At 66.7% G+C, this 16,537-nt stretch carries 22 protein-coding genes; 15 read left to right on the top strand and 7 right to left on the bottom strand.

Translation table 11 applies throughout. The annotated features are described in order from the left end of the window. Nucleotide 1: 1 nt before the first annotated feature. Together KBY81_RS09180 and KBY81_RS09175 are read right to left on the bottom strand one after the other, a co-directional pair. The gene (locus KBY81_RS09180) at nt 2–1,540 is read right to left on the bottom strand and encodes a metallophosphoesterase (RefSeq protein ID WP_254976323.1); all 1,539 of its coding nucleotides are present in this window, start codon (nt 1,538–1,540) and stop codon (nt 2–4) included. Between the two features lie 10 nt (nt 1,541–1,550). Further along, complete coding sequence (locus KBY81_RS09175) at nt 1,551–2,855, bottom strand: diacylglycerol kinase family protein (RefSeq protein WP_254972129.1); 1,305 nt, start codon at nt 2,853–2,855, stop codon at nt 1,551–1,553. 35 nt (nt 2,856–2,890) lie between these two features. On the opposite strand from KBY81_RS09175, the gene KBY81_RS09170 reads away from it, so the two are divergent. Continuing rightward, nucleotides 2,891–3,793 carry an MBL fold metallo-hydrolase gene (locus KBY81_RS09170; protein ID WP_254976322.1) on the top strand — a complete coding sequence of 301 codons (903 nt, stop codon included), beginning with the start codon at nt 2,891–2,893 and terminating at the stop codon, nt 3,791–3,793. A gap of 172 nt (nt 3,794–3,965) precedes the next feature. On the opposite strand, the gene KBY81_RS09165 is transcribed toward KBY81_RS09170, so the two are convergent. Together KBY81_RS09165 and KBY81_RS09160 are read right to left on the bottom strand one after the other, a co-directional pair. After that, nucleotides 3,966–4,316, bottom strand: coding sequence for an NmrA family NAD(P)-binding protein (locus KBY81_RS09165; protein WP_254976321.1), 351 nt, complete (start codon nt 4,314–4,316; stop codon nt 3,966–3,968). Nucleotides 4,317–4,326: 10 nt separating this feature from the next. Then, nucleotides 4,327–5,061 carry an SDR family oxidoreductase gene (locus KBY81_RS09160; RefSeq protein ID WP_254976320.1) on the bottom strand — a complete coding sequence of 245 codons (735 nt, stop codon included), beginning with the start codon at nt 5,059–5,061 and terminating at the stop codon, nt 4,327–4,329. Between the two features lie 165 nt (nt 5,062–5,226). Here KBY81_RS09160 and KBY81_RS09155 point away from each other — a divergent pair, with 165 nt between their 5' ends. The 14 genes from KBY81_RS09155 to KBY81_RS09095 all read left to right on the top strand — a co-directional run bounded on the left by KBY81_RS09155 (nt 5,227) and on the right by KBY81_RS09095 (nt 15,169). Further along, nucleotides 5,227–6,159 carry an AraC family transcriptional regulator gene (locus KBY81_RS09155; protein ID WP_254976319.1) on the top strand — a complete coding sequence of 311 codons (933 nt, stop codon included), beginning with the start codon at nt 5,227–5,229 and terminating at the stop codon, nt 6,157–6,159. Between the two features lie 775 nt (nt 6,160–6,934). Then, nucleotides 6,935–7,282 (top strand): TfoX/Sxy family DNA transformation protein, encoded by a 348-nt coding sequence (locus tag KBY81_RS16745; RefSeq protein ID WP_396103675.1) that lies wholly within the window; start codon nt 6,935–6,937, stop codon nt 7,280–7,282. Between the two features lie 293 nt (nt 7,283–7,575). Continuing rightward, nucleotides 7,576–7,953 (top strand): GFA family protein, encoded by a 378-nt coding sequence (locus KBY81_RS16740; RefSeq protein ID WP_396103674.1) that lies wholly within the window; start codon nt 7,576–7,578, stop codon nt 7,951–7,953. Nucleotides 7,954–8,094: 141 nt separating this feature from the next. Continuing rightward, entirely contained in the window at nt 8,095–9,084 is a 990-nt protein-coding gene (locus KBY81_RS09145; RefSeq protein WP_254976317.1) for a hypothetical protein, read from the top strand. Nucleotides 9,085–9,479: 395 nt separating this feature from the next. Further along, nucleotides 9,480–9,722 carry a hypothetical protein gene (locus KBY81_RS09140; RefSeq protein WP_254976316.1) on the top strand — a complete coding sequence of 81 codons (243 nt, stop codon included), beginning with the start codon at nt 9,480–9,482 and terminating at the stop codon, nt 9,720–9,722. Between the two features lie 39 nt (nt 9,723–9,761). Then, the gene (locus KBY81_RS09135; protein ID WP_254976315.1) at nt 9,762–10,136 is read left to right on the top strand and encodes a VOC family protein; all 375 of its coding nucleotides are present in this window, start codon (nt 9,762–9,764) and stop codon (nt 10,134–10,136) included. Between the two features lie 58 nt (nt 10,137–10,194). Then, entirely contained in the window at nt 10,195–10,776 is a 582-nt protein-coding gene (locus tag KBY81_RS09130) for a TetR/AcrR family transcriptional regulator (protein WP_254976314.1), read from the top strand. A 60-nt stretch (nt 10,777–10,836) separates the two neighbouring features. After that, nucleotides 10,837–12,171, top strand: coding sequence for an SCP2 sterol-binding domain-containing protein (locus tag KBY81_RS09125; protein WP_254976313.1), 1,335 nt, complete (start codon nt 10,837–10,839; stop codon nt 12,169–12,171). Between the two features lie 50 nt (nt 12,172–12,221). After that, entirely contained in the window at nt 12,222–13,028 is an 807-nt protein-coding gene (locus KBY81_RS09120; protein WP_106219530.1) for an SDR family oxidoreductase, read from the top strand. A gap of 27 nt (nt 13,029–13,055) precedes the next feature. Beyond that, nucleotides 13,056–13,931 carry a bile acid:sodium symporter family protein gene (locus tag KBY81_RS09115; RefSeq protein ID WP_254976312.1) on the top strand — a complete coding sequence of 292 codons (876 nt, stop codon included), beginning with the start codon at nt 13,056–13,058 and terminating at the stop codon, nt 13,929–13,931. A 60-nt stretch (nt 13,932–13,991) separates the two neighbouring features. Then, the gene (locus KBY81_RS09110; protein ID WP_254976311.1) at nt 13,992–14,219 is read left to right on the top strand and encodes a putative quinol monooxygenase; all 228 of its coding nucleotides are present in this window, start codon (nt 13,992–13,994) and stop codon (nt 14,217–14,219) included. A 20-nt stretch (nt 14,220–14,239) separates the two neighbouring features. Beyond that, a complete protein-coding gene (locus KBY81_RS09105; RefSeq protein ID WP_219903807.1) occupies nt 14,240–14,389 on the top strand; it encodes a hypothetical protein in 150 nt (49 codons plus the stop codon). A gap of 70 nt (nt 14,390–14,459) precedes the next feature. Beyond that, nucleotides 14,460–14,681, top strand: a complete 222-nt coding sequence (locus KBY81_RS09100; RefSeq protein WP_106219527.1) for a hypothetical protein — start codon at nt 14,460–14,462, stop codon at nt 14,679–14,681. Then, on the top strand, nt 14,681–15,169 hold the full coding sequence (locus tag KBY81_RS09095; RefSeq protein WP_106219526.1) for a hypothetical protein: 489 nt from the start codon (nt 14,681–14,683) through the stop codon (nt 15,167–15,169). The genes KBY81_RS09100 and KBY81_RS09095 overlap by 1 nt, the downstream gene beginning before the upstream one ends. Nucleotides 15,170–15,171: 2 nt before the next feature. On the opposite strand, the gene KBY81_RS09090 is transcribed toward KBY81_RS09095, so the two are convergent. From KBY81_RS09090 to KBY81_RS09080, 3 genes are all read right to left on the bottom strand, one after another. Beyond that, complete coding sequence (locus KBY81_RS09090; RefSeq protein ID WP_254976310.1) at nt 15,172–15,660, bottom strand: GNAT family N-acetyltransferase; 489 nt, start codon at nt 15,658–15,660, stop codon at nt 15,172–15,174. After that, nucleotides 15,657–16,091, bottom strand: coding sequence for an OsmC family protein (locus KBY81_RS09085; RefSeq protein ID WP_254976309.1), 435 nt, complete (start codon nt 16,089–16,091; stop codon nt 15,657–15,659). The genes KBY81_RS09090 and KBY81_RS09085 overlap by 4 nt, the downstream gene beginning before the upstream one ends. Beyond that, the coding region (locus tag KBY81_RS09080; RefSeq protein WP_254976308.1) for a sulfite exporter TauE/SafE family protein at nt 16,088–16,537 on the bottom strand (450 nt) is incomplete at its 5' end. The genes KBY81_RS09085 and KBY81_RS09080, both read right to left, overlap by 4 nt.

Raw genomic sequence — 16,537 nt, 5'->3', positions numbered from 1 at the left:
ATCAGCCCGTCGCTGGCAGCGGGATCGGATCGAGGGTGCCGTGACGCCAGCGGCCCTCGGCCTTCTCCGCCACCAGCGGCGTGAGCGTGAGCGTCAGGGGGCTGCCGGCCGCCACGTCGACCCGCAGGGCCGAGTAGGAGCGACGCAGGGAGGAGCCCCGGCCGCTGCGGCCGAGGAACAGGCGGGAGCGGGCCACGACCCGCTCGCTGCCCGCCGGACCCTCCAGCAGCTCGGGCCCCTCCGGCCGCTGGCGGCGCAGGCTGTAGCCGCTGCCGCCGCAGATCAGCCAGGGGATGTGGGCGTCGCCGTGGCCGGTGTCTCCGGTGTGGAGCAGCTCCAGGCAGTGGGCATGGCCGCTGAAGGCCAGATCGATCAGGGGGCGGCCGGCCGGCCGGTCGCCGAGGGCGGCGGCGACGCGATCCAGCACGCCGCGCAGCCGGGCGCGCACCGCCAGGGTCTGGCCCTGGTCCCACTTGCTGACTTCGGTGACGACGGGGGGATGGTGCAGCACCAGCAGCCGGCCCCGCACCTCCGGGTTGCGCCAGGAGGCGATCAGGGCGTCGGCGAACCAGTCGAGCTGCTCCTGGTCGACCGCCGGCGGTCCGCTCTCGAGCTGCTTGTCGATGTCCCGGATCTGCTCGTCGAGCTGCTCGGCCTTGGCGGCCCGGTCGTCGCGGGCGTCCTCGTCGCCGTCGAGGGGACCGAGGGAGAGCACCAGGGCGGCGCGCTCGGCGTCGAGCTGCTGGCGGCGCCGGCGCAGCTCCCCGCCGTCGTCGCCGGCGGGCAGGGGCTGGTTGAAGGTGTTGGAGTCGAGGGCGAACACATCGAGGCCGGCCCAGCGGAAGGTGTAGTGGCGATGGGGCAGGCGGGTGAAGGCGCCGGGGCGGTAGAGCAGGCAGCGGGCCCCGTCCACTGTGGCGGTACGGGTGCGGGCCAGGTGCTCCTCCAGCCCGGCCTCGGGCACGGCCGCCAGCCCATCGAGGAAGGCGCGGGCCCAGGCCTGGCCCACGTAGGAGCCGTGCCAGCCCACATCCAGCTGGATCCAGCGGCGCAGCAGCCGGCGCGGCGGTGCCGTGAGGCCAGCCAGCACCCCGAGCGGCAAGGGCAGGTCGTAGTAGTCGTGGTTGCCGAGCACCGGCAGGAACGGCACCCGGAAGACGAGCTGGTCGTAGCGCAGCCGCCGCCAGTCCTCGCCGCCGACGATCCACTCCCGGTAGGGACGGATGAAGTTGTCGGGGTACTGCTCGCTGGAGCCCACCGGGTAGACGACGTCGCCGGTGTGGAGCAGGAAGCGGGCATCGGCGCCATGGGCGAGCAGTTGCTCCGCCACGCGCCGCTGGGGGGTGGCGCGGCGATGCAGCCCGGTGCCGCTGTCGCCGAGCACGAGGAAGGAGAAGGCCTCGGGGGTGTCCGGATCGCCTGCGATCGCCAGGCGGCAGGGGTCGATGCCATGGCGGGCGAAGGCGGGATGGCCCCAGCGCACCCGGTCGGCCATGCGGCGGATCTTGGTGGCGACGCCCGCCTCGGTGGCCAGGTTCATGGGGGCGTGGTCACGGTGGCGGCAGCGGCGCGAACACCGTCAGGGCGCCGGGCAGGCAGGTGAAGGTGACCGGGTCGGCCTCGACCATCTCGCCGTCGATCACCAGCCGTTGGGGCGGGTCGGTGGTGATCGTGATGCGGCGGGCCCGCAGGCACAGGAGGTCGGGGTGGTTGGCGGGCGACTGCACCACGGCGGAGGTGAGCAGGGAGGCGAGGGCGTTGAGCCCCTGCAGCCGGGTGGCGGGCGAGGCGATCGTGACCTCCAGCAGACCGTCGTCGGGGATCACCCGCCCGAAGCCCTGGGCCAGCACGGAGGTGGCGGGGGCCACGTTGGCCACGGTGATGGCGGCGGCCTGGACCTCGGTGACGGTGCCGTCGATCTCGACGCGGGCCTGGAAGGGCTGCTGGGACGCCAGCTGCTGGGCGCCGGCGAGCACGTAGGCGAGCGGGCCCAGCATCGTCTTGAGCTCCCGGGTGGCGCGATCCACCATTCCGGCCTCGAAGCCGACCCCGGCCAGCAGGGTCATCGGCACGTCGTTGCAGCGGGCGGCGTCCACCACGTGGGTGTGGCCGGCCAGGATCGTCTCGCAGGCGGCCACCAGGTCGGTGGGAATGAACAGCGCCGAGGCGAAGGCGTTGGCGGTGCCGCGGGGAAGGACGCCAAGGGGAATGCCGGTGCCCGCCACCGCCCCCGCCACGGCCGAGACGGTGCCGTCGCCGCCGCAGGCCACGATCATGGCGTTGCCCGCCTCGTCGGCCGGCCGGGCCTGGAGCAGTTCCACCAGTTCGCGGCACTGGTCGGCCGGGTCGATGCCGGCCCGGGTGAGCAGCACGGTGACCCGGAGCTGGGGTTCGAGGATCGAGCGGATCAGGGCCAGATCGGCGTTGGCATCCCCCTGGCCGGCGACCGGATTGAACAGCAGGTAGGCCGAACGGCCGTGGGACAGACCCCGCAGGGCCAGCTCGGCGGTGGCGGCATTGAGGGCCAGGGGGACGGCGGCCAGATCACAGGCGCGGATCAGCAGCCCGGCGTCGGGCGGCGTGCCCGCCGGCGCCGTCGGATCGAGGAAGGCCACCACCAGGTCCACTGCACCGGCCAGCACCTCGGCGGCCACCTGGATGTCCCCCCCCTCGGCGAGGGCCGCCAGGGCCGTGACCTGCAGCTGGGCGGTGCGCGGGTCGCTGCCGAGTGCGGCCGCCAGTTCGCCGCTGACCAGCAGGGGGAAGCCGGCCAGCGCCAGCGACTGCCGGTCGAGCCAGTCGAGCAGCGCCTCGCGGCGCGACGCACTTGCCAGCAGGGCCAGGGCATGGGCCATGGGGATCAGGCTAGGGGCGTCGCCGCCACCTTCCCATGGCCCGTCCCCAGCAGCGCCTGGCCGCCAACGCCCCCGGGCCGTTCTATGTGGATCGGACCTGCATCGACTGCGGCACCTGCTGGCAGTTCGATCCGGCCCACTTCGCCCCCACCGGCCGCACGTCCCACGTCTGGGCCCAGCCGCAGGGCGAGGGCGATACCCGCGCGGCGCTGCTGGCACTGCAGGCCTGCCCGGTGGCGGCGATCGGCACCAGCAGGGAGCTGCTGGCCCGGACCCCGGCCGATGGCTTCCCGTCGCTGGTGTGCAGCCTGCCGGCGGGGCAGGTGCACTACGGCGGCTGGGCGTCGCGCAAGAGCTTCGGGGCCAGCAGCTGGCTGATCACCCGGCGTCACGCCGATGGCCGGCCCGACAACGTGCTGATCGATTCCCCGCGCTGGAGCGGCGCCCTGGCCCGCCGCATCGGGGCCCTGGGGGGCGTGGGCCGGATCCTGCTCAGCCACCGCGACGACGTGGCCGACCACGGCGCCTGGGCCCGGCACTTCGGCGCCGAGCGCTGGATCCATGCCGCCGACGCCGACGCCGCCCCGGAGGCGGAGCACCGCTTCGCGGGAACCGACGCCATCGCGCTCGATGACGACCTGCTGGTGCTGCCGGTGCCGGGCCACACGGCCGGCTCGGTGGCGGTGCTGTTCGCCGACCAGGTGCTGTTCAGCGGCGACCACCTCTGGTGGGGTGTGGATCCCCCCGGGGTGGTGGCCTCCCGCCGCTACTGCTGGTGGGACTGGCAGGAGCAGGTGCGTTCGGTGGAGCGGCTGCTCGAACTGGACGTGCGCTGGCTGCTGCCCGGCCACGGCCGCTGGCATCACTTCGCCCCGGGGGAGTGGCGGGTGGAGCTGGAGAAGACGCTGGCGCGCCGTACGGAAGTGCCTGGCCTCTAACCCCTTGGGGTGCAGTGATGGGACGACCACGATGCTTGATCCCGATGCATTGCATCGGGGGCCGGGAGACGCGGTGGGTCCGGGGCACTGCCTGCAGCAGAGGGGATCGGTGGTTTTCGGACAGCGGCAGCTTCCACCGGTTGTTCACGGAACCTGGCGAAGCACAAGTTTGTCATCCTGCTTCAACAATCGCTGCAATCATCTGCTCAGCCCATGCGAAGAAATCTTCAGAGGGGTCGTCGGGCGGATTCAGAACAGACACCCCCGACACCCCTTCAACAGCACGACCCAAGGCATCCCCTTCGGCATCATCTTCGACCATTGCAACCCCAGCCCCTTGCGCTTCCCAGACGGCACCTTTGCTTTCATTCCGCACCGCTACCCGCACCGTTGCCTGTCCCACCAGGGCATTTGCCGTCGCTGCACCGGTCTGTCCTGTCGCACCTGATGACCCAACAGAGCTCACCATTTTTGATTGTCCTTTTGTCTGAACGTTGGCCTGTGCCTTTCCATGGGGATGCATGGGCAATGCTTTAGAATGTGCTGGCGGTCGGGCGAACAATGATTTCATTGACATCCACATCCGCTGGTTGAGCAATCGCATAGAAGACAGCTCGGGCGATCGCATCTGATGTGAGTGCCGTCTTGCGAAGTTCTTGTAAAAAATCCTTGCTGGCATTGTCCGTGATATCAGAGCCAAGTTCAGTTTCGACTACGCCAGGGGAGATCAGCGTGACACGGATGTTTTTTGACTCCTGACGCAGCCCATCGGAGATTGCCCAAACGGCGTATTTTGTGGCGCAATAAACTGCAGCAGTAGGTCCGACCCAATGGGCGGCGATCGAGGCCGTGTTGATAAAATGCCCACCGCCTTGCGCTTCCATGATCGGCAGTCCCGCTGCAATGCCATTCAAGACACCGCGGATGTTGACATTGATCATGGTGTCCCATTCCTCAACTTTCAGGGCATCCAGTCGTGATAGCGGCATCACGCCAGCGTTGTTGAAGATCACGTCAACACGCCCATATCTGTCTTTGGCAAAGTGAATGAATGCTTTTGCGTCCTCGCGATTGGCGACATCCACTGCTTTAAACTCTGCTGTGTGGCCCTGATCACGAATGTCCGCGACAATCTTCTCGAGCCGCTCTGTCCGTCGCGCTCCTAGAACAACGTTCGCGCCATTTTGAGACAGCAATCGAGCAGTCGCTTCACCGATTCCACTGCTGGCTCCAGTAATGACGACAACTTTTTTGTCAACGTTCAGCATGTTGCTTTTCCTGGCTGACTGGTTTGGACAGATTCACGGTAAAAGCAAAAGCAAGAAAGCAGAATCCATAGACCTCCCGGATTCTTGCCTAATCCTCCAAGCTGGGATTGCGTTGGTCGTCTATACTGCTGGGTGGAAGGTGATTCCATGAGTCGGTACACTCCCATGACACCTGAAACCATTTGCTCAGTCAGCCATCAAACTGAGATCACAAAGCAGTGCCAGGAATTGGCAGACCTGATCACTCGTCACACCGATGGCAAGGGGAATGGGTGTCATCAAACCGCGATCGCTCAACTGGAATTTCAGCGAGAATCTTCAGTTTCCACTGCACTACGCGGAGTTTGTGACCCGATCTTTGCAATTTTGGTTCAAGGCAAAAAGGAGCTGTTGCTGAATGACGAGATCTATCGGTATGGTGCGGCGCAATACCTGGTTGTTTCAGTTGATCTGCCGCTGACCGCATTTGTTGTAGAGGCGACGTCTGACAAGCCTTATCTGGGATTTAAGCTGACGTTAAATCCCTATCACCTCTGCGATCTGATGATTCAAGCCAGTGCGATTCAGCGTCAACAAGAAAATGCTGTGAGGGGCTTATTCGTCAGCACTACTGATATGCCGTTGCTCGATGGTGCCCTCAGGCTGACGAAGCTTTTGGATACACCACAGGATATTCCCATCCTGGCACCGCTAATCATTCGCGAACTCTATTACCGCCTTTTAACCAGTGACCAAGGCGCAGCGGTTCGCCAAATTGCCACATCGGGTAGCCATATGCAGCGAATCGCTGAGGTGATAAAACAGCTCAAGGATGATTTCACACTGCCATTGCGGATTGAGAACTTATCAAGGCAAGCCGGGATGTCTGCTTCCTCGCTTTATCATCACTTTAAAGCCGTGACATCCATGAGTCCGCTGCAATATCAAAAACAATTGAGACTCCTCGAGGCGCGCCGTCTGATGCTTGCTGAAAACGCTAATGCGTCCAATGCTGCCTATCAGGTGGGGTATGAGAGTCCGTCGCAATTCAGTCGCGAGTATGCTCGGATGTTCGGTGCGCCGCCGATTCAAGATATTGAACATCTACGGACAGCCTGAGCAAAGCCTGCATCCTTATGGGCGCTGCTGAATGTAGATATGATTTGCAGATGGGCATTCTTGCTTCAGGGCTGTTCGCGCATCGCCCCTGAGACATTCCTAAGTCCGATCAGCAACGTCTGCTTGTGATTGAGATTGAGATTGAAGTTGGATGAACGCGATTGCCGCCGAACAATGCATATGCAGCAAACGGTAAAAGGTACGAATTCTGGGTTGACGTTCGTCTGTCTCCGCTGATTTGGGGCGTTCGGACTCCAGGAGCTGCTTAGCGCTGTTTCCGTCGTTCCGCCCGCAGCATCGGGCTTCGAGCTGGTGTCGTTCATTCTGAGCGTCAGCCGCGCACCACACTTGAAGCAGGAAAAGAGGTAAAGTCACTGCACCATCGGGTCCCTGATCGCATGAGCCAGCCCGACACCTGAACTCTTTCGGCCTCACGTGACTCCTTAGTAGCTCCTTCATCTCTTTGAGTGGTCGAGACATGAATCCGTGGCAAGTTGGACTGTTCATGAGGCGATTCTCCAAGTGGAGCATCAACATCCTCGCCGTTTTCATGGTCGCGGGCGGGGTTCACCTTGCCTTTGCCGGAGACGACCAGGACGACAGCCTGATCGGGGCTGCCAACATCGTCCTTGGGGCGTCCCTCCTGTCCCTTGTGGATGATGAGCCAGTGCCCCGGTAGGCACCGATGGATCAGCCTGTTGATTCCGGTGGATAAAGCGATCCATGGGCATCGGCAAGGTCGCTGTTCTTTCATCGTCTTTCTTGGTGATCGGCGATGAGCTTTGTGCGATCTCCGATGCTCCAGCGTGCATGGCTCATTGGCGAACGTCCTGTTGTCAGGGAGAAGAGTTCCATGGCTGCCCATCAGCTGTCCCATCTGCGGAACATCGGGAACACCGTTGCGTTGAGACTCGGTGAGGTTGGGATCAAAAGCGAAGCGGAACTGAGAAGGGTTGGAGCGGCCCAGGCCTATCAGTTGATGGCTGCGCAATGCCCAGGAAAGCGCCTGCCAGTCTGCTACTACCTCTATTCGCTTGAGGGTGCGCTCCAGGACAGGCCTTGGGATGCTTTGTCTGAACAAGAGAAAGCTGCACTCAGGTTGGCGGCGGGCTTGCCCAGGTGACCATCAGAACATCAGATCCTCGCGTCACCCCGGATCCACCCGTCTGCGCCGCTGAACCTGAGATCATGGTCTAACGTTTGGACGGATGTTTAACGGCGTTACTCGGAAACGGAACGCGAGGATGAATCCTGTGAGCGCCCTGTGACTGTTTCCCTTCTCCGAATCTGAGGCCTTCCCTGTGAGGCCTGCCACCTGATGGACCCCATCACGCCTCTGCAGTGCCTGGACCAGGCGATTGGCAAGCGTCACCCAAGCACCCGGACCCTTCCTTGCATCGCTGGAGGACTTGGCGCATGAAACGGTCTGGTGGATGCCACTGTGGCGCCATTCGCTACGAGGTTGAGGGAGATCCCCTCACCCATGTGCTGTGCCACTGCTGCGATTGCCGCCGCCATGCCGGTGCCCCCGTCGTGGGTTGGACGATGGTTCCCGAGACGGCCCTGCGGGTGACACGCGGTGTACCCAGAATCTACCCATCGTCGCCGCAGGGTCGTCGACACTTCTGTGGCGACTGCGGCACTGGGCTCTTCTACTACAACCCTGAAGGGCTTCCTGGCATTGTCGATATCCAGAGCGCGACGTACGATGACCCGGAGGCCGTACCGGCGCGCATTCAGATCCAGGTGGCGGAACGCATTGCCTGGATGGAGCGGGCCCATGAACTTCCCTAGTTTGAACGCTTCCCTCCGCAGGAGTAGCCGCTGGCCAGCCATCCCGATCGACAACTCCTTTTGCACGACCCTCTGCTTGCCTCTGTCAACTCTCAAGCAAGGCGCCGATGGGCCCCGATGATGCTGGGATGATGGTTCGTCATGTGGTTTGAAGCGCTGACGGGATTGGCTGAGACATCCCCACAGGACGTGCGTCAGCAGATCTCCCTTGAGGGTGAATGTCTGAGGTCCCATGCGAATGGGAGGATTCTGGTCTGTGGACGGCTGGAAACGCCGTCGTTGGCGGAGTTGCGAGAGCGGGTTGCTTCCATTGGCTATCCGTCCGGCAAGCTGACGGTGCGCGAAGTGGTGGCCAATGTCCAGCATCTGCATGCCGACGAATTGAACGCCAATGCACTCTTTCAGGTGGCCTCTCAGTTCAATTTGCTTGAAATGGTGTCACCGGATGTGACGCCAGAGCGCGGCGTGGGGATTTATGAGCATGACCATACCCAGGGACCAGCGTGTGCCATGGCGGCTGGTGCCGGCACGATTTTTCGCAACTACTTCGCAGACGTCAATGGCCAAACCGGTCAATCGGCGGACAACCAGCTGGATTGCCTGGCGGATCTCGGCATCGCCCTGGGAAATGCAGAGGGTCGTCTCTGGGAGATGAGGAACGGATATCCCTTGGCCTCGCAGGCTGGCCTGGTTGAGATGGCTGAGCGTCTGACGTCAGCCGATGAAGCGGAACGCGACGGCTGGCGGCAGCTGCTGCGGATCGGCATTCAGTGGCGGACCCAGGTGACCCTGAAGGAGTGCACACACCTCGTTTCCCAGGCCTACGGTTCCGCCTTGCCCGTTGCCTATTCCAGGCATCCGTCGAACCTATGGGCCCCCTTCGCACGTCTGATTCTGGAAGCCTCCTATGAAGCAACGATCTGCACGGCCATCCTGAATTCGGCTCAGCATGGAAGCAACCGACTGTTCCTCACCTTGTTGGGTGGCGGGGCCTTTGGCAACGAATCCGACTGGATTCTGGCAGGCATCCAGCGAGCCCTGAACCTCTATCGCAACGTCGATCTTGATGTGGCCATTGTCAGTTACGGTGCTTCCCGTCCGCCTGTCAGACGACTGGCCAGTCAATTCTGATCATGGACGCTTTCATTGAGATTCAGGATGTTCATCTCTGTTGGGCGGAGGCGAGGGCCAGGCGCTGAGGTCTTCCTTGGTCAGGGCTGCTGAGGCTGCTCTCCGCGACCCACGGAACCTGTCCATTGTCGGGCGTCCAGCGCCCTTCTGATGATGGCCATCAACAGCCTCCGCTCTGCGCTGAGCTCGACCATCGACCCCCTGGCAGAGACCAGCTGGGCTTTCCAGTCGTTGGCCGCTCGCTCAACCGGGTCAAGGGTTACGGCCTCTGTTCTGTTTGCTGATCCGGTCGCCCAGCCAAGTTGGAGCGGCTTGGTGGAACGCTGGCGATACCAGACACCTGACGTTGGCCTGATCCTGCGTAAACTCTGCCCAGCCATGCCTCCTGGAGCGTGATGCCGCCTGAAACGCCCATCAGCACGACACGTTCCGCCCTGGCGTTGCGCTTTGCTGCCGGCACCGCCATGGGTGTCCTGATCGCTTCGGTGCCTTTCGCCGCTGGTCATCCCCTTCAGCTCAGCAGCCTGGAGATGCTCGCCGCCGCCCTGGTGATCAGCGCCTCCGGCGTGATGGGCTGTCTCTGGGGCGGTCGTTTTCTTGATGCCCTTTCCAGGGCACTGGATTCCACCTCCGTGTGAGGCTTCAGACTGCGCTCCATTCCGAGGACGAAGGCAGCCATGGCCTTCACGCGACTGCTGACCAATCTCTGCTCCGATCGTCTGGCCGAGAGTCGTGATTTCTATGTCTCGCTTCTCGGGTTCAAGGTGAACTACGACAGCGACTGGTATGTCCAGCTGCGCAGCCCTTCCCATCCGGAGCTTGAGCTCGGCATCATCGCCCGATCCCATGACCTCGTTCCGGCGACGTTTCAGCAGGCGCCAACGGGGATGTACCTCACCTTCGTCGTCCCCGACGTCGATGCCGTGCATGCCCGGGCCATGGCGCTTGGCCTGGCGATCCTCCAGGAACCCAGGAACGAGTTCTACGGGCAGCGGCGCTTCCTGACGGTGGACCCGAACGGTTGCCTCATCGACATCTGCAGCCCCTGCTGAGCGCCTGACCACCCCACCCGACAGGGAGCCCTGGTCGGCCATGCCCCCTGATGCCATGATGGCCATCATGCGATATCCGGAGAGTCACAAGCAGGCCGTGCGCCAGCGCATCCTCGAGGCCGCCGCCGAGGAGCTGCGCCGCCATGGCCTTTCCGGTATCGGCATCCCGGCCCTGATGAAGCGCGCCGGCCTCACCCATGGAGCCTTCTATGCCCACTTCCCCAGCCGGGATGCTCTGGTGGCCGAGGCCATCCGCACGGCTGCGGCCGACAGTGCCGCTGGCCCGCTGGCCGACGCCCTGCCCCTGCAGCAGAGCCTGGCCCACTACCTCTCCACCGAGCACCTCGCCCATCCGGAGCGGGGCTGCGTGATCGCGGCCCTCGGCGGTGAGGGATCCCGTCAGCCGGCCCCGGTGCGCTCGGCCTTCGCGGCCGCCGCCAGGGGGCTGCTGGCGGCGATCGAGCGCAAGCTCCATCCCCGCCGGCCGGCGCCGGAGCCCAGCGATGCGGCCCTGCGACTGGCCTCGGCGATGGTGGGGGCCGTGGTGCTGGCTCGCCTCGTGGAGGATCCCGCCCTGGCCCGCCGCCTGCTGGAGGCCGCCGCCTCAGCAGCCACGCCCGCCACCCCAGCCGCGGGCTGAGACGGGCCGAGCCGGCCCCGGGCAGCCCTCTCTTTTTTACCCTATTGGATGACGACCATCATGGCAGCCTCCGACCCCCATCCCGCCCTCGCGGCCGCCCGCGCCCGCGGTCCCCTTCCGCCGCCGCCGCCCCTCTCCCTGGAGGAGGTGCGCGCCATCGCCCTGGCCGCCGGTGCCGATGACGCCGGATGGGTGTCCCTCGACCATCCCGATCTGGCCGAGGAGGTGCCTCACGTGCTCTCCGCCATGCCCGGCGCCCGCTCCCTGGTGGCGATCGTGCTGCGCATGCACCCCGAGAACGTGCGCAGCCCCCGCCGCAACGTGGCCAACCTCGAGTTCCACCGCACCGGCCACGAGGTGGATGAGGTTGCCGCCCGCATCGCCCAGGCCCTTTTTGAGCGCGGACACCGGGCCATGAACCCGCCCATGGCCTTCCCCATGGACATGGGCTCCTTCCCCGGTCGCTCCTGGATCGTCTCCCACAAGCGCGTCGCCCAGGCGGCCCAGCTGGGAACGATGGGCCTCCACCGCAACCTGATCCATCCCCGCTTCGGCTCCTTCGTGCTGCTGGGCACCGTGCTCACCGATGCCGAGCCGACCGAGGCCCCGGCCGCCTTGGGCTACAACCCCTGCATCGACTGCCGGCTCTGCGAGGTGGCCTGCCCCGTGGGGGCCATCGAGCCGGGCGGTGGCTTCCGCTTCTCCGCCTGCTACGACCACAACTATCGGGAGTTCATGAGCGGTTTCGCTGACTTCGTCGAGGACGTGGTGGAGAGCCGCGACCGCCAGGACTTCCGCGATCGCGTGCCCCTGCACGAGGCCGTGACCACCTGGCAGGGGCTGGCCTACAAGCCCAGCTACAAGGCCGCCTACTGCGTGGCGGTCTGCCCCGCCGGCGACGACGTGCTCGGCGGCTTCGTGCACGACCGCACCGGCCACGTGCAACGGGTGCTGAAGCCGCTCACCGAGCGGGAGGAGACCATCTACGTGGTGGCCGGCTCCGACGCCGAGGCCCACGTCCGCCGCCGCTTTCCCCACAAGCGGGTGCAGCGGGTGCGCTCCAGCCTGCGGGCCACCCGCCCCCGGGAATTCTTCGGCGCCCTGCCGCTGATCTTCCAGCGGGGCCCGGCGACGGGATGGGCCGCCACCTTCCACTTCGATCTCAGCGGCCCCGAGGCGGTGCGTGGCACGGTGCGGATCGACGACGGCCAGCTCCAGGTGACCCCCGGCGAGCTCATCGGCACGGCCGATCTGCTGGTGCGGGTCGACGCCCGCCTCTGGCTCGCCATCGTCAGCGGGCGCCGCAGCCCGGTCTGGGCGCTGCTGCGCCGGCGGCTCAGGATCACTGGCGACCGCCGGCTTCTGACCCGCTTCGCGGCCTGCTTCCCGCGTTGATTTCCCCCATCCTTCCCATCCCTTCCCCTCCTCCCTTCACCCGAGCCGCGATGTCCTCCGCCCCGACCCGACGCCAGCGGCGCTTCCTGGAACGCTACGGACCCTGGGCCGTCGTCACCGGCGCCTCCTCCGGCATCGGCCGCGCCCTGGCCGTCGCACTGGCGGAGGCCGGGCTGAACCTGGTGCTCGTGGCCCGCGACCGCCCCCGCCTCGAGACCCTCGCCGCCAGCCTGATGGCCACCCACGGCGTGCAGGTGCAGGTCATTGCCGTCGATCTGGCCCGGGACGACCACCTCGGGACGATCCGCCGGCTCACCGATCCCCTCGATGTGGGCCTGCTGGTGGCCTCCGCCGGCTTCGGCAGCGCCGGCCCCTTTCTGGACGCGGACATCGCCAGCGAAACCGGGATGCTGATGGTCAACGGCCGGGCGGTGCTGCAGGCCTGCCACCACTTCGGCCGCCGCTTCCGGGAACGGGGACGGGGCGGCCTGGTGCTGCTCAGCTCGATCGCCGCCTTCCAGGGCATGCCCTACGCGGCCCATTACGCCGCTACCAAGGCCTATGTGCAGACCCTGGCGGAGGCCCTGCACGAGGAACTCCGGGCGGACGGGGTCGACGTGCTGGCCGCGGCGCCCGGGCCCACCCACAGCGGTTTCGCCGCCAGGGCCGGCATGGCGCTGGGGATGGCCCTGGAGCCCGAGGCGATCGCGCCGGTGATTCTCGCGGCCCTCGGTCGCCAGGTCACGGTGCTGCCGGGCGCGCTCTCCAAGCTGCTGAGCTGGCCGCTCGTGCCCCTGCCGCGCTGGGCGCGGGTGAGCATCATGGGCAGCGTGATGCAGGGCATGGCCCTCCACTGATGCAGAGCCAGTGATGCAGAGCGTCTGATGCAGAGCAGCGTCTTCACCGCCGTCCTGCTGCCGGTGGCCCTGGCCATCGTCATGCTGGGCATGGGCCTCAGCCTGGTGCCCGAGGACTTCCGGCGCATCACGCGCTACCCCCGGGCGGTCGCGGTGGGCACGGTCTGCCAGTGCCTGGTGTTGCCGCTGCTGGGGGCCCTGATCGCCCTGGTGGTGCCGATGGAGCCCGTGATGGCGGTGGGGCTGGTGGTCGTGGCCGTTTGCCCGGGCGGGCCGTCGTCGAACCTGATGACCTATCTGGCTCGGGGGGATGTGGCCCTGTCGGTGACCCTGACGGCGCTCAGCAGCATCATCACGGTGGTCACGATTCCGCTGTTCACTAACCTGGCCCTCCAGCATTTCCTGGGGGAGGGGGCCGCGATCGCCCTGCCGATCGGCACCACCATGCTGCAGATCGTACTGATCACCCTGCTGCCGACCGCCATCGGCATGGCCATCCGCCATCGCTTCCCCGGGCCGGCCCGGCGGCTGGAGAAGCAGATGGGTCGCCTGGCCGGGGGCCTGCTGGCGCTGATCATCCTGCTGCTGTTCATCCGCGAGGCCCCCAAGCTGCCAGGCTTTCTGGCCCAGATGGGACTGGCGATCGCCCTGCTCAACGTGTTGGCCATGCTGGCGGGCTTTCTGGCCGGCAGGTTGTTCCGCCTGCCCTTGGCCCAGCAGGTGTGCCTCGCGATCGAAGTGGGGATTCAGAACGGAACCCTGGCGATCGCCATCACCGCCGGCCTGCTCAATAACCCCGACATGGCGGTGCCGGCGGCGGTCTACAGCCTGCTGATGTACGTGTTCGGCTTCGGCGCGGTCCTCTGCGGCCGGCGCCTGATCCCCTCGGCCCTCCGGGCGTGAACTCCCTTGGACCATGTGCTGATCATCCACGCCGTGCGGGACTACGGGGCCTGGAAATAGGTGTTCGACGCGGCGGCCAGCCTGCGCCGTGAGGCCGGCGAGCGGTCGTTCCAGGTGCTTCGGGACGCGAGCGATCCCAACAAGGTGGTGCACTTCTCCCGCTGGGAATCGATCGCCGGGGCGAAGGCGTTCTTCGAATCCCCTGAGCTGGTGGAGATTCGTCGCCAGGCCGGTGTCGCATCCCCGGAGTTCCACTATCTCCACCAGCTGGAGGCGGGCACGCTGTGAGAGCTGGTTCCTTCCCCCCCATGAGCCCGATCTTCCCCGGTCGCTACGCATGCGTCGACGGCAACATGCCCCGCTTCGGCCTGGCCCGGGCAGGAACCCATCAACCGGCCACCGGCGCCAGGGAAACGGCGAGCCGCTGTCTCGGCCGGGACGGCGAACCCACCCCCTGAGATCAGCACTGCCAGAATGATTGTCGTTTCAGGAACTGCCGTGTCGCCTCTTCGAGCGCCTCTCGTCCCCATGGCCGCCGCCGGCCTCCTGGCCGCCCTCGGCGGCGCCCCCGCCCTGGCCCAGCAGCCCGGCCATGGGGCCCAGAAGGCGGTGTTCGCCACCAAGGCGGAAGCCGAAGCCGCCGCCAAGCACTTCAACTGCACCGGGGCGCACAAGATGGGCAATCAGTGGATGCCCTGTGCCACCCATGGCGAAACCAAAGGCGGGACGTCCGGCCACGGCTCCCACTGATGCCTGACCCAGTCGCGCCGGAGAATCCAACCACCGGCGGCGCCCCTCCCTCCAGCGGCCCCTCGGCCTGCGGTGGCCGGCCGAAGATCGTGGCCATCGGCATCGCCCCCCTGGGCATCATCTCGATCGGCATCGTGCCCATGGGGGTGATCAGCATCGGCGTCGTGCCGATGGGCGTCCTGAGCTTGGGGGCGGTGGCGATGGGGGTGATCAATGCCTCCGTGGTGGGGATGGGCATCCTGATCGCCGGCGTCAACGTGATGGGCGTCTGGTGGGTGGGGATGGAGGGGATGGGGCCCTACCGGCTGGGAAGCCCGAGCGGCCAGGTGCACCATCACCACAACCACAGCTCAGGCCAGGGCCAGCCGAACCTCTACGCCTACCCCAGCCGTGAGGAGGCCCTGAGGAAGGCCAGGGAGCTGGGCTGCGAGGGGGCCCACTCCATGGGCTCCCTGTGGATGCCCTGCGAGGAGCATCCGGGACCCTGATCTCAGCCCAGCGACTTGAACATCACCAGGGCGTCCACCTCCCCCAGCCGGGGGTGGCGGAAGGCCCCGGGCAGCCGGCCGATGGTGCGGAAGCCGTTGCGGCTCCAGGCGGCCACGCCGGCGGTGTTGGTGCTCACCACCAGGTTGAACTGCATCGCCGTGAAGCCCCGTCGCCGGGCCTCCTCCTGGGAGTGACGGCAGAGGGCATGGCCCACCCCCCGGCCCCGGGCGGCCTCGGCCACCACATAGCCGGCGTTGGCCACATGGGCCCCCAGGCACGGCTGGGTGGGCCGCAGGTAGTAGGTGCCAAGGATCGTTCCGTCCGCATCGGTGGCCACGACGGTGGCATCGACCGCCTCCACCCAGGCCCGCCGGGCCGCCTCGCTGTCGATCGCCGGGTCGTGGGGGAAGGTTTCGCCGGCCCGGAACACCGGCTCCAGCACCGCCCACACCGCCGGCCAGTCGCCAGGTTCGTAGGGCCGGAGGATCAAGCCGCTTCCACCACGATCGACTTGGTCACCGTACCGGGCAGATTCCGCGACACCGGGCAGACCTTCATGCGGCGCTCCAGAAAGGCCCGGCCGGGCCCATCCAGCTCGGGTGCCGGCCCCCCGTCGGCCGCCTCCAGCCGCACCTGGAACGTGCCGTCCACCGCCTCGATCATCCAGTCGGCGGAGGCTGTCACGCTCAGGATTCCCTCCACCGAGGCCAGGGGCAGATGCCGCTCGGCGGCGTTGGCCACCAGGTAATGGTGCTGGCAGAGCAGCAGCGACAGCAGGTAGAGCCGGAAGCCGGGGGTCCGCAGGCTGGGCTCCAGCGTCTGCCACGGCTCCTGCTCGCCGTTGCGGGCATCGACGCTGAGGCTGTCGCCGGCGGCCCCGTGGCGGCTGTGCAGGCGGAACTGGAACAGGAGGTGGGTCATCGCTGGGGGGAGACGGCGTGGGTGGGGGGACTGGCGGCGCTGGGGCTGCGCTGACGCTGGACGGCTTCGGCGCCCGTGAGCAGGGCCGATCCGACCAGCAGGGCGGCGAAGCCCTGGCGCAGGTGCCGGTCGGAGAGGTGGGGGGCCAGGGCCTGGCCGCCGACGGCGCCGACCAGGCCGCCGCCGATCAGGGGGCCCAGCAACGGCAGGCCGGCCGCCGGCCAGTGTCCGAGGGCCCCCAGGGCCACCAGGCTGTTGGTGGCGATCAGCACCAGGCTGGTGCCGCTGGCCAGGGGCATCGGCAGACCGGCCAGCAGCACCAGGGCGGGCACGATGGCGAAGCCGCCGCCCACGCCGGCGATGCCGGTGAGCAGGCCCACCAGCACCCCCTGGCCCGCCAGGGCCAGGGCCCCTCCGGGCCGACGGGATGCGCCGGCCGGTCTGCC

It is taken from the genome of Cyanobium sp. Lug-B (assembly GCF_024345635.1).
GTDB classification, from domain to species: domain Bacteria; phylum Cyanobacteriota; class Cyanobacteriia; order PCC-6307; family Cyanobiaceae; genus Cyanobium; species Cyanobium minutissimum.
The sequence above is the reverse complement of the archived record's forward strand: the minus strand, read 5'-3'. Positions and strand labels throughout refer to the sequence as shown.